Source organism: Pseudomonas cavernicola (assembly GCF_003596405.1).
Lineage (GTDB): Bacteria > Pseudomonadota > Gammaproteobacteria > Pseudomonadales > Pseudomonadaceae > Aquipseudomonas > Aquipseudomonas cavernicola.
Genome location: NZ_QYUR01000002.1, coordinates 204,085 through 215,995, shown reverse-complemented (window position 1 = coordinate 215,995; position 11,911 = coordinate 204,085). Strand labels below are relative to the sequence as shown.

Below are 11,911 nucleotides of genomic sequence, written 5' to 3'. Positions count from 1 at the left end.
GCCAGACCTTGGGAGGGCCGCAGTTATGCCGCGCAGCCTCTGCCTCACCCGCCAATGCCTGGGACTGGCCACACGCATCGAGTGTGTGATTCGTCCTCTGGCTGGCGAAAATGGACTCTGGACTCTTCTTTGCGCCGCCGGGGTGGCCGGCGCTCAGCCCTCTGCGATTAAGGCGCAAGGCCCATTTCACGGGCCTTTTGTGGCAGAGTCGGTACTCTCGGCAATCGCCGACAACCTTGCGGTGCTGGGCTATGTCGAATCCTCCGACCCTTCTATCTGGTGCCTGCATATGCAGGCCGAATTGCGCCGGTTGAACGCTGAGCGCGGCCGTCATTTGGGCGACTATCAGTTCCGCCCGGAGACGTGAATAGCAGCTTTGCTCAGCTTTTGAGCAATCCCTGCCAGCCCCCGCGCCAAGGCGTGGAGCGCGCTCTATCCTGAGTCCCTCCACAAGGTTATCCACAGCGGCCGTGGATAACCGAAAAAGGCATTAATCAGTCGAGTGTCTCAGGATCAGGCCAGCCCCTCTTGCTTGTCTCGCGACGGGGGTGGTTATACTCGCGGCGAATTTTTACCTAGCTGCGAGACACCATGGAACGCTTAATCGAAAACTCTCTTTATACCTCCCGTTGGCTATTGGCGCCGATCTACTTTGGCCTGTCTTTGGGGCTGTTGGCGTTGGCGTTCAAGTTTTTTCAGGAGGTTTTTCATCTCCTGCCGAACATCTTCACGCTGGCGGAGGCCGACCTGATCCTGGTGTTGCTGTCGATGATCGATATGGCGCTGGTCGGTGGCCTGTTGGTGATGGTGATGATTTCCGGCTACGAGAACTTCGTCTCGCAACTGGATGTCGATGAGGGCAAGGAAAAGCTCAACTGGCTAGGCAAGATGGATTCCGGCTCGCTGAAAATGAAGGTAGCCGCCTCCATCGTGGCGATCTCGTCAATTCATCTGCTGCGAGTGTTCATGGACGCGCAGAGAATCGAGAACGACAAGATCATGTGGTACGTGATCATTCATATGACCTTTGTGATCTCTGCCTTCGCCATGGGTTATCTGGATAAGCTGACCAAGCACGATCACTAGTAGCCAGCCTTCTACGGCCTAAGTCGCCCGGCTGCTGTGAAGCGGACGGGCGGTTGCGTTTCTGCCTTGTGCTTCTTGGCCCTTCTGCAAAGACTGTAGTTGTATGGATTTCGTACCAACTGCTAGTGCGAGGTACTGTTATGAATCTGCACGACCTTTCCAGTCATGCCCGCGCGGGGCAGATCGACAAGTTGAACCTGATCTCCATCGAGGGGGGCAACTACTACCTGCTGGAAGCGCGCGTGGGCGGTAGACCCTTCACGCTGAAAGATGGCCAGGGCCACATCCTGCACCTACGCTCGGTTGAGCATGCCCGCGAGGTGCTGCACTCATTGCCGCAGCTACCGCCGTTCCATTTGGTGCAGGCAGAGGTGCATGACGAAATGTGCGGTATGTCCGATGACTCCCAGAAAACTCCGGGGCCGACCTCAACTCGCTGAACTCCATCAGGGAGTTGTGCTTGCCTGGCCTTACCAAGGGGCTGCGGTGGGAGTTTTACTGCGAAAAAGCGCATTCTAGGTCGGGTGCGGGAGTGACTCGGCTGTGAGCTTGGCTGCGCCAGCGGTCGTTGTTGCGGTAGGGCGAGAGGGGTATCTGTGCTAGTCTGGCCGACCTTTTTTTGCCCGCAGCGGAGCCGTGCTATGTCCGAACTCAACCTCTCTACTGACGAAACCCGCGTCAGCTACGGCATTGGCCGTCAGCTGGGTGACCAGTTGCGCGACAACCCGCCGCCGGGTGTGAGCCTGGACGCCATTCTGGCGGGCTTGACTGACGCTTTTAGCGGTAAGGCAAGCCGGGTCAGCCAGGACGAAATGTCCGCAAGCTTCAAGGTGATCCGCGAAATTATGCAGGCTGAGGCGCAGGCCAAGGCTGAAGCCGCTGCTGGCGCAGGTCTGACCTTCCTGGCTGAAAACGCCAAGCGTGCCGGTATTACCCAACTGGCTTCCGGCCTGCAGTACGAAGTGCTGAGCGCTGGTGAGGGCGCCAAGCCGACTCGCGAAGATACCGTGCGTACTCACTACCACGGCACCCTGATCGACGGCACGGTGTTCGACAGCTCCTATGATCGTGGCGAGCCGGCGGAGTTTCCGGTGGGCGGCGTGATTGCTGGTTGGACAGAGGCACTGCAACTGATGGGCACTGGCAGCAAGTGGCGCTTGTACGTACCGAGCGAGCTGGCTTACGGTGGTCAAGCCGTCGGCAGCATCCCGCCGCACAGCGTGCTGGTGTTTGACGTCGAGCTGCTGGAAATCCTCTAAGGAGCCAGCACCGATGTAGCAAAAAGGCCGGGAGCGCTCACGCATTCTCGGCCTTTTTGCCTTCTGGGCTGTGGCTCAGAGCCTGTTCATGATCTGTTGCGTGTCGCCAGCCGGGCGTAGGGCGCGGGCGTAGCAGAACAGGAACAGGCTGCGCACCAACTCCTTGAGTACCAGCGGCTCGCTGGAGTTCAGGCCGATCAAATCAAGATCGCCCTGTTCGCGCAGCTCATCGAGAGCCTCTTCTTCCAGCACGGCGCAGACTTCACCGGTGTCGCGATGGAGGATGCGCAGGTAAGGATGCGGGCGGTCTAGCCAAGCGTCGATCAAATAGGTCATGGCTCATCTCCTTCTCTTGAGTTGATGAGAATAATTCCTATTCAATTAATAGCAAGCCGTAATTTGCACTTTCTGTCGGAGTATAAAAAAGCCCGTCGTCGTGACGGGCTGTGTGAGGCTTGCGAACCCTTAGTGGGTGCGGGCTACGGCGAACTGGCTCAACTCGACAAGAGCATCGCGATATTCGCCAGGAGGCAGGGCGTCCAGGCAGGCGATGGCGCGAGCGGCATAATCACGGGCTTGCTGGGCGGTATAGTCCAATGCGCCAGCGGCTTCGACGGCGGCACGGATGCTTTCCAGATCTTCAAGGCCGCCTTGCTGAATGGCTTTGCGCACCAGGGCGGCTTGCTCTGCGCTGCCTTCGCGCATGGTGTAGATCAGCGGTAGCGTCGGTTTGCCTTCGGCCAAATCGTCACCGACGTTTTTGCCCAGGGTCTCGGCATCGCCACGATAGTCGAGTAGGTCGTCGACCAACTGAAAAGCCACGCCGAGATGGTCGCCAAAGGTGCGCAGCGCTTCGGTTTGTTCGGCAGACGCGCCGACCAAGGCCGCGGCGCTGTGGGTAGAGGCCTCGAAGAGCATTGCAGTCTTGCCGCGGATGACTTCCATATAAGTCTCTTCGCTGGTGCTGGCGTCGCGAATCTTCGACAGTTGCAGCACTTCGCCCTCGGCAATCACGCGGGTGGCCCGGGAAAGGATCTGCATCACTGGCAATGAGCCCAGCTCGACCATCATTTCGAAGGAGCGTGAATAGAGGAAGTCACCGACCAGTACGCTCGGTGCGTTGCCCCACAGTGCATTGGCCGTCGAACGGCCACGGCGCATGCCGGACATGTCGACGACGTCGTCATGCAGCAGGGTAGCGGTATGCAGGAATTCGATGGTGGCGGCGAGTAGTCGCAGATCGTCGCCGTGGCGGCCCAGGGCTTTGCCGCAGAGCAGCACCAGCAGCGGGCGCAGGCGTTTGCCACCCGCGGAGATGATGTAGTCACCGATTTTTTCCACCAGCGGAACGCGGGAAACCAGTTGCCGCCTGATAATGTCATCGACAGCGGTAAAATCGTCCGCCACCACGCGGTAGAAGGCCTGTGGTTGCATCAGTGACAAGTGCTCCTCGAAGGTTGCGCGGCATGCTAGGGGGCAGGGTGGAGGCTGTCAAGGCAAGCGCCGTTGGTGCTTGCGGAGCGAGCTCGGCTTGCGTACAATCGCGGCCCCTGAACTTCCCTGGGCAGCACCTGCCTTACGCAATTGCAAGGGCGTCCTTCCGGCCCCAAGCAGCCATGCCAGCCGACGACTATTCCTATAAAGCGCTGGGTGAGCAGGATTTAACGGAGCAAAATTATGTACGCAGTAATTGTTACCGGTGGCAAGCAATACAAGGTCACCGAAGGCGAATTCCTCAAGATCGAAAAGCTCGAAATCGCCACCGGCGAAGCCGTGACTTTTGATCGTGTTCTGCTGGTCGGCAAGGGTGACGACGTTCAAATCGGCGCTCCAGTTGTTGAAGGCGCTAAAGTTGTGGCTGAAGTGATTGCACAAGGCCGCCACGATAAAGTGAGCATCATCAAGTTCCGCCGTCGTAAGCACCACATGAAGCGTCAGGGCCACCGTCAGTGGTTCACTGAGATCAAAATCACCGGCATTCAGGCCTGATTCGTTTCGGCCTAATACCTTATTTGGAGTATTGACTCATGGCACACAAAAAAGCTGGCGGTTCTACCCGTAACGGTCGCGACTCAGAATCTAAACGCCTTGGCGTGAAGATGTACGGCGGCCAGGTTATCAAGGCGGGCAACATCATCGTGCGTCAGCGCGGTACTCAGTTCCACGCCGGTTATGGCGTTGGCATGGGTAAAGATCACACCCTGTTCGCGAAAGTGGAAGGCGTGATCAAGTTTGAAGTTAAAGGCGCCTTCGGTCGTCGTTACGTGAGCGTCGTCGCGGCCTAATCGCGATGCTGCTGGAAAAGCCCTGTCTCGCGACGGGGCTTTTTTGTTTCTGTATCCTTGAGGCTTTTGCAAAATTGTCTGGGTGCTGTTGTTCCTTCTGGCGTTGCCTGTGGGTGCTTAGGCAGAACTGTTTGGCTAAATTTTGCAAAAGTCTTATGTTCCTTGTGTTATCTAGCCCGCTATTGCGGCGGGAGGCGTGCCGATGAAATTCGTCGATGAAGTATCGATTTTTGTAAAAGCTGGTGATGGTGGTAACGGTTGCATGAGCTTCCGTCGTGAGAAGTTCATCGAAAATGGTGGGCCGAACGGTGGCGACGGCGGTGACGGCGGCTCCATATATATGGTGGCCGACGAAAACCTGAACACCTTGGTCGATTACCGCTACACGCGGCGTTTTGATGCCGAGCGTGGCTCTAATGGTGGCAGCGCCGATTGCACCGGGCGCAAGGGTGAAGATTCGGTCCTGCGCGTGCCGGTCGGTACGACGGTGATCGATGCTGGGACCCAAGAAATCATCGGCGACCTGACTAAAGATGGTCAGCGGCTGCTGGTGGCGCACGGCGGCTGGCACGGTCTGGGTAACACGCGTTTCAAGTCCAGTACTAACCGTGCTCCGCGGCAGACCACGCTCGGTAAGCCGGGCGAGTCGCGCGATCTCAAGCTGGAGTTGAAGGTGTTGGCGGATGTTGGTTTGCTCGGTTTGCCGAATGCCGGCAAGAGCACCTTTATTCGCTCCGTGTCCGCGGCCAAGCCGAAAGTGGCGGATTATCCGTTCACCACGCTGGTGCCGAACCTGGGTGTGGTCAGTGTCGATCGCTACAAAAGCTTCGTGGTCGCGGATATTCCGGGTCTGATCGAGGGCGCTTCCGATGGTGCGGGTCTGGGGATCCGTTTCCTCAAGCATCTTGCGCGCACGCGTCTGTTGCTGCATTTGGTCGACATGGCGCCACTGGATCTGACTGATCCGGCTGATGCGGCCGAGACCATTGTCAACGAGCTGACCAAATTCAGTCCGTCGCTGGCTGAGCGTGATCGCTGGTTGGTGTTGAACAAGTCCGACCAGATTCTGGAAGAAGAGCAGGAAGCTCGGATCAAGGAGATTGCCGAGCGTTTGGATTGGACAGGGCCGGTATATGTGATCTCCGCCATCGGTCGCGAAGGTACCGAGAGGCTCTGCCATGACATCATGCGCTACCTTGAGGAGCGTACCTTGCGCCTCGCAGAAGAGCCGCAATACGCTGAAGAGCTGGCGGAGTTGGATCAGCGCATTGAGGATGAGGCGCGCGCGCAGTTGCAGGCGTTGGATGACCAGCGGGCACTGCGTCGGGCCGGGGTGAGGAGTGTCGATGATGTCAGTGATGATGACTTCGACGACGAAGAAGATGACGATGATGGTCCGGAAATTATCTACGTCCGGGATTGAGTGAAACCACAACGCCGCTGAATAGCGGCGTTGTGCTGACTAATCGCAAGGGCGGCGCCGGACTGGTCGCGTCGCTCTCTGACCAAGGTTGGACGATGATGCGGGACAAGGTGAGCGGCGCGCGGCGCTGGGTGGTGAAGATTGGCAGTGCGTTGCTGACGGCTGATGGGCGCGGTCTGGACCGGGCGGCCATGGCGGTTTGGGTTGAGCAGATGGTCGCGCTGCGCGAGGCGGGTGTCGAGCTGGTGCTGGTGTCCTCCGGGGCGGTGGCGGCGGGCATGAGCCGGCTGGGCTGGAGTTCGCGGCCGAGTGCGATCCATGAGTTGCAGGCGGCGGCGGCGGTGGGGCAGATGGGCTTGGTGCAAGCCTGGGAGTCCAGTTTTGCTCAGCATGGCCGGCATACGGCGCAGATTCTGCTGACTCATGATGACCTGTCGGATCGTAAGCGCTATCTGAATGCGCGCAGCACCTTGCGTACCCTGGTTGAGCTCGGCGCCATTCCGGTGATCAACGAAAATGACACTGTGGTTACCGATGAGATCCGCTTCGGTGACAACGATACCTTGGCTGCGCTTGTGGCTAATCTTGTGGAGGCTGACCTGTTGGTCATCCTCACCGATCGCGATGGCATGTTCGATGCCGATCCGCGACACAATCCCGATGCCCAATTGATTCACGAGGCTCGTGCGGATGATCCGGCTTTGGATGCGGTGGCCGGTGGTACTGGCGGTGCGCTGGGGCGCGGCGGCATGCAGACCAAGCTGCGCGCTGCGCGGTTGGCGGCGCGTTCCGGAGCGCACACAATCATTGTCGGTGGCGGCATCGAGCGCGTATTGGCCCGGCTTAAGGCGGGCGAGCGTCTCGGTACGCTGTTGGCGCCGGAGCGTGGCTTGCTCGCGGCGCGCAAGCAGTGGCTGGCTGGGCATCTGCAGACGCGCGGCACCTTGGTGTTGGATGCGGGGGCGGTGAAGGCCTTGCTGCAGGGGCATAAGAGTCTGTTGCCGGTCGGGGTGAAAACCGTGCAGGGCAGCTTCCGTCGCGGCGAAATGGTGGTTTGTGTCGGGCCGGATGGGCGGGAAGTGGCTCGCGGCTTGGCGAACTACAGTGCGGCCGAGGCGCAAAAGATCGTTGGTCAGCCTTCGGATGCTATCGAGAGGTTGCTTGGCTACGTCGATGAGCCGGAGTTGGTGCATCGCGACAATTTGATTCTGGTTTGAGTAAGTCTGCCTGCGGGTGGCGAGGAGTTTGGTAATGCGAGTGGCTAATGGACTGCTGGGCGTGTTGCTGGCGCTGCCGCTGCTGTCGTTCGGGGTGGGTGCGGAGGAGGTTGGTCAGGTCTCCACGGTGTTTAAGTGGGTGGGGCCGAACGACAAGATCGTAGTCGAGGCTTTTGATGACCCCAAGGTGGAGGGTGTGACCTGCTATCTGTCGCGTGCCAAGACCGGCGGCGTAAAAGGTGGCTTGGGTTTGGCGGAGGATCGGGCCGAGGCTTCGATTGCTTGTCGTCAGGTCGGGTCGATCCGCTTCGTCTCTGAGTTGACGGATGGTGAGGTGGTGTTCAAAGAGCGTACCTCTTTGGTTTTCAAAACCATGCAGGTGGTCCGCTTCTTTGATCGTAAGCGCAATACCTTGGTCTATCTGGTCTACAGCGACCGCGTGATCGAGGGTAGTCCGCAGAATGCGGTGACTGCGATCCCGATCCTGCCCTGGCCAGAAAAGCCTTAAGTGTTAATCGCTAGCCCGGATCTTGGTCCGGGTTTTTGCTTTGTGCGCCAGGCATGGCGCGTTGCGCGTAAGCGCAGCCAGCTTGGCTGTGGTGGCCACGCTGGTGACTTGGAGGTGAAAGTCCTCTGCACACCCGGCAAGGGGAAGTGTTAGTCGAAGGCAAGGGTGTCGCGGGCGACTGCGAATCTGAAGGAAGCCCTAGGCAAAATGCTGGCCTGACGAACAGGAAGCGGATAGAGGCGGCGTGGTGGGGTGAGGTGGCAAAGATCACTAAAGCCCAATACTTGCACGGAACGCTACGACGTAGATCCGACAGGCATAAGCAGGAAGGTCGCGCGAATTACCCTGGGAGATCTGTACGTTTGCCACTGTGCTACCTCGCGCCGCGAGGCGCCGGGATGAGCGTGCAGAAGTCAGCCGAGGCCATAGTAAGTGGCGAATAACCGCGCCACCAAGGGCCGAACAGGTTATGCCGCCAGTAGGCGTCAGAGTCTCGTTGAATACCGAAATGCAGAAATTTCTCCCAGAGAAGACTGTTACTCCGAGTCCCGGACAGAATCCGAGGGCAACGACTGACAGCGTGCAGGTATCGACGGCGTCTGTGGCGTGGACGAAAGCGGAGCCGGACACGCTGATGGCGCGGGTACTTGCACCGGCCAACCTCAAGCGTGCGTATCACCGCGTGGTCAGCAACAAGGGCGCGCCGGGTGCCGATGGCATGACGGTCGACGAATTAGCGGGCTACGTGAAACAGTATTGGCCAACCCTCAAGGCAAGGCTGCTGGCCGGCGAGTATCACCCACAAGGTGTACGCGCCGTCGAAATTCCCAAGCCCAAAGGCGGCACAAGACAGCTGGGTATCCCCAGCGTCGTGGACCGCTTGATCCAACAGGCACTGCTGCAACAGCTCACGCCGATCTTCGACCCACTGTTCTCAGATTACAGCTACGGCTTCCGTCCGGGCAGAAGCGCTCACCAAGCTATCGAAACAGCCCGTGCCCATGTGGCGGCGGGTCACCGCTGGTGCGTGGAACTCGATCTGGAGAAGTTCTTTGATCGGGTCAGCCACGATGTGTTGATGGCCCATGTGCAGCGTCAAGTTGAAGACAAACGGGTGCTCAGGCTTATTCGCCGTTATCTCGAGGCCGGAGTGATGTCGGGCGGGATCGCCAGTCGACGGCAGGAAGGGACGCCGCAAGGCGGCCCGCTCTCGCCGTTGCTGTCGAACATTCTGCTCAACGAGCTCGACCAAGAGCTGACGCGGCGGGGCCATCGCTTCGTGCGTTATGCCGATGACGCGAACATTTACGTGCGCAGTCAGCGGTCTGGCGAACGAGTGATGGCCAGCGTTGAGCGCTTCCTGAGTCAGCGACTGAAACTGGTGCTGAACCGGGATAAGAGCCGAGTGGCACGCTCGTGGGTTTGCGACTACCTGGGCTATGGGATGAGCTGGCATCAACAACCAAGACTGAGAGTGGCCCCCCTGAGCCTGCGTCGCTTGCGCGACCGACTCAGGGGGCTGCTGCGCCGCGCGCGGGGCTGCAAGATGGCGACTGTCATCGAGCGGATAAACCCAGTGCTGCGCGGCTGGGCCGGCTACTTCAAGCTGAGCCAGAGCAAGCGGCCACTTGAGGAGCTTGATGGCTGGGTTCGCCATAAACTTCGTTGTGTCATTTGGCGCCAATGGAAACGGCCCTCTACGAGGGCGCGCAACCTGTTGCACCTAGGACTTAGCGAAGCGCGGGCCTATACATCAGCGGGCAACGGTCGAGGCCTATGGTGGAACTCGGGAGCGCCACATATGAATCAGGCGTTACCGAAGAAGCTGTGGGATCAACTCGGAGTGGTCTCGATACTGGATACGATAAACGGGCTTAGCCGCATAACTTGAACCGCCGTATACGGAACCGTACGTACGGTGGTGTGAGAGGACGGCGGCTGTGAAGCCGCCTCCTACTCGATTCTCTGGGCAATAAAAAACCGACCATCAGGTCGGTTTTTTCAGCGCGTCAGGCTTAAGCTGCAGCAGCTTCGCCGAGTGCCTTGATGTGGGCATTCAGGCGGCCTTTGTGACGTGCTGCTTTGTTCTTGTGGATGATGCCTTTGTCGGCCATACGGTCGATTACTGGCACAGCCAAAGTGTAGGCAGTCTGGGCGAGCTCGAGATCTTTGGCGTCGATAGCCTTGACCACGTTCTTGATGTAGGTACGAACCATGGAGCGCAGGCTGGCGTTATGGCTACGACGCTTCTCAGCCTGTTTAGCGCGTTTTTTGGCAGAAGGTGTATTGGCCACCGTCGAGCTCCTCGAAAAACCTTGGGGAATGACTAAACAAATAAGGCCGCGAATCATGCCGATGTGTTCTGCCCTTGTCAAGTGTGGTTCGGCCGTCTGACGGAGGGCGGACGACGAGTGCGGTTTGGATGAGGGCGTGATTTATTTATGCGCGAGTTCTACACTCGCCGGCTTTGGCTTGGTGTTAATGGCTGATTCAAGCATTGGCGCGGGACCGGAGCGGCCCACGTGGCTGTGCCCAGGTGCTGCGACACCTAATCGAGCGGTAGAAATCTAGCCCTATGAATTTACTCAAGTCGCTGGCCGCAGTCAGCTCTATGACGATGCTTTCCCGTGTGTTGGGCTTTGTGCGGGATACCATCGTGGCGCGGATTTTTGGTGCCGGTGTGGCCACGGACGCTTTTTTTGTCGCCTTCAAGCTGCCCAACCTGCTGCGGCGGATTTTTGCCGAGGGCGCATTCTCGCAAGCGTTCGTACCGATTCTGGCGGAATACAAAAGCCAGCAGGGCGAGGAGGCGACCCGTACCTTTATCGCCTATGTGTCGGGCCTGCTCACCTTGGTGTTGGCGCTAGTCACTGTGCTGGGGATGCTGGCGGCGCCCTGGGTGATCTGGGTGACTGCACCCGGCTTTACCGATACCCCTGAAAAGTTCGAGCTGACCTCGTCGCTGCTGCGCGTGACCTTCCCTTATATATTACTGATCTCACTCGCCTCGCTGGCTGGCGCGATACTCAATACCTGGAATCGCTTTTCGGTGCCGGCATTTGTGCCGACTTTGCTCAACGTCAGCATGATCGTCTTCGCTTTGTTCCTTACGCCCTATTTCGACCCTCCGGTGATGGCGTTGGGTTGGGCGGTGCTGGTCGGCGGGTTTTTGCAGCTGGTTTACCAACTGCCGCACCTGAAGAAGATCGGCATGTTGGTGCTGCCGCGTCTTAATGTGCGGGATAGCGGAGTCTGGCGGGTTCTGAAGCAGATGGGGCCGGCCATTCTGGGGGTGTCGGTGAGTCAGATCTCGCTGATCATCAACACCATCTTTGCCTCGTTTCTGGCCGCGGGCTCGATCTCCTGGATGTATTACGCCGATCGCCTGATGGAGCTGCCGTCGGGGGTTCTGGGTGTGGCGCTGGGGACGATTCTGTTGCCGGCACTGTCGAGAACCTATGCGAGTAACGACTCGCATGAGTATTCACGGCTGCTGGATTGGGGGCTGCGGCTCTGTTTCTTGCTGGCGCTGCCTTGTGCCTTGGCGCTGGCGATCCTCTCGGAGCCGCTAACGGTCTCGCTCTTTCAGTACGGCAAATTCACCGCCCTCGATGCGCAGATGACCCAGCGCGCGCTGATCGCTTATTCAGTTGGTTTGATGGGGATCATTCTGGTCAAGGTGCTAGCTCCAGGGTTTTACGCCCGGCAAAACATCCGCACCCCAGTCAAAATTGCGCTGTTTACCCTGGCGGTTACCCAGTTGATGAATCTGGCCTTTGTCATTCCGCTACGTCATGCCGGGCTGGCCCTGGCCATCGGTCTGGCCGCCTGTATCAATGCCGGTCTGCTGTATTGGCAGTTGCGCAAGCAACAACTGTTCGAGCCGCAACCTGGTTGGGGTGTGTTTTTAGCCAAGTTGATTGCCGCTGTGCTGGTCATGTCGGCGGTATTGCTGGGCGTCATGCACTTTATGCCGGCCTGGGAGCGGGGGGAGATGCTGGCGCGGTTGATTCGCTTGGGGATTCTTGTGGTTGCCGGAGTTGTCGCCTATTTCGGCATGCTGGCGTTGCTGGGGTTCCGCTTGAAAGATTTTGCCCGAAGGGCCGCAATGTGATTTGGGGTTGTTGTCAGCC

The 11,911-nt window shown here is 58.8% G+C and carries 14 protein-coding genes; 11 read left to right on the top strand and 3 right to left on the bottom strand.

Features of this window, described 5'->3' with window-relative positions; all coding sequences use genetic code 11:
• Window positions 1-25: 25 nt before the first annotated feature.
• The 4 genes from D3879_RS01355 to D3879_RS01340 all read left to right on the top strand — a co-directional run bounded on the left by D3879_RS01355 (window position 26) and on the right by D3879_RS01340 (window position 2,345).
• A complete protein-coding gene (locus D3879_RS01355; RefSeq protein WP_119952347.1) occupies window positions 26-367 on the top strand; it encodes a PA4575 family protein in 342 nt (113 codons plus the stop codon).
• A 224-nt stretch (window positions 368-591) separates the two neighbouring features.
• Complete coding sequence (locus D3879_RS01350; protein ID WP_119952346.1) at window positions 592-1,086, top strand: TIGR00645 family protein; 495 nt, start codon at window positions 592-594, stop codon at window positions 1,084-1,086.
• Window positions 1,087-1,226: 140 nt separating this feature from the next.
• Complete coding sequence (locus D3879_RS01345) at window positions 1,227-1,526, top strand: DUF6482 family protein (protein WP_119952345.1); 300 nt, start codon at window positions 1,227-1,229, stop codon at window positions 1,524-1,526.
• Between the two features lie 201 nt (window positions 1,527-1,727).
• The gene (locus tag D3879_RS01340) at window positions 1,728-2,345 is read left to right on the top strand and encodes a BamJ family beta-barrel-assembly machinery protein (RefSeq protein WP_119952344.1); all 618 of its coding nucleotides are present in this window, start codon (window positions 1,728-1,730) and stop codon (window positions 2,343-2,345) included.
• Window positions 2,346-2,420: 75 nt separating this feature from the next.
• On the opposite strand, the gene D3879_RS01335 is transcribed toward D3879_RS01340, so the two are convergent.
• Both D3879_RS01335 and D3879_RS01330 read right to left on the bottom strand, forming a co-directional pair.
• Complete coding sequence (locus tag D3879_RS01335; RefSeq protein ID WP_119952343.1) at window positions 2,421-2,681, bottom strand: PA4570 family protein; 261 nt, start codon at window positions 2,679-2,681, stop codon at window positions 2,421-2,423.
• A 129-nt stretch (window positions 2,682-2,810) separates the two neighbouring features.
• Window positions 2,811-3,779, bottom strand: coding sequence for a polyprenyl synthetase family protein (locus D3879_RS01330; RefSeq protein ID WP_119952342.1), 969 nt, complete (start codon window positions 3,777-3,779; stop codon window positions 2,811-2,813).
• Window positions 3,780-4,022: 243 nt separating this feature from the next.
• On the opposite strand from D3879_RS01330, the gene rplU reads away from it, so the two are divergent.
• From rplU to ltrA, 6 genes are all read left to right on the top strand, one after another.
• Window positions 4,023-4,334, top strand: a complete 312-nt coding sequence (gene rplU, locus D3879_RS01325; protein WP_119952341.1) for a 50S ribosomal protein L21 — start codon at window positions 4,023-4,025, stop codon at window positions 4,332-4,334.
• A 38-nt stretch (window positions 4,335-4,372) separates the two neighbouring features.
• Window positions 4,373-4,630 (top strand): 50S ribosomal protein L27, encoded by a 258-nt coding sequence (rpmA, locus tag D3879_RS01320; protein ID WP_119952340.1) that lies wholly within the window; start codon window positions 4,373-4,375, stop codon window positions 4,628-4,630.
• 202 nt (window positions 4,631-4,832) lie between these two features.
• Complete coding sequence (cgtA, locus tag D3879_RS01315; RefSeq protein WP_119952339.1) at window positions 4,833-6,053, top strand: Obg family GTPase CgtA; 1,221 nt, start codon at window positions 4,833-4,835, stop codon at window positions 6,051-6,053.
• Between the two features lie 98 nt (window positions 6,054-6,151).
• Window positions 6,152-7,270, top strand: coding sequence for a glutamate 5-kinase (gene proB, locus D3879_RS01310; protein WP_119954849.1), 1,119 nt, complete (start codon window positions 6,152-6,154; stop codon window positions 7,268-7,270).
• A gap of 34 nt (window positions 7,271-7,304) precedes the next feature.
• Window positions 7,305-7,778 carry a CreA family protein gene (locus D3879_RS01305; RefSeq protein WP_119952338.1) on the top strand — a complete coding sequence of 158 codons (474 nt, stop codon included), beginning with the start codon at window positions 7,305-7,307 and terminating at the stop codon, window positions 7,776-7,778.
• Between the two features lie 469 nt (window positions 7,779-8,247).
• A complete protein-coding gene (gene ltrA / locus D3879_RS01300; RefSeq protein WP_119952337.1) occupies window positions 8,248-9,669 on the top strand; it encodes a group II intron reverse transcriptase/maturase in 1,422 nt (473 codons plus the stop codon).
• Between the two features lie 124 nt (window positions 9,670-9,793).
• On the opposite strand, the gene rpsT is transcribed toward ltrA, so the two are convergent.
• Window positions 9,794-10,072 carry a 30S ribosomal protein S20 gene (gene rpsT, locus D3879_RS01295; RefSeq protein WP_119952336.1) on the bottom strand — a complete coding sequence of 93 codons (279 nt, stop codon included), beginning with the start codon at window positions 10,070-10,072 and terminating at the stop codon, window positions 9,794-9,796.
• Window positions 10,073-10,353: 281 nt separating this feature from the next.
• Between rpsT and murJ the strand changes: the two genes are divergently transcribed.
• A complete protein-coding gene (gene murJ / locus D3879_RS01290) occupies window positions 10,354-11,892 on the top strand; it encodes a murein biosynthesis integral membrane protein MurJ (RefSeq protein WP_119952335.1) in 1,539 nt (512 codons plus the stop codon).
• Window positions 11,893-11,911 lie beyond the last annotated feature (19 nt).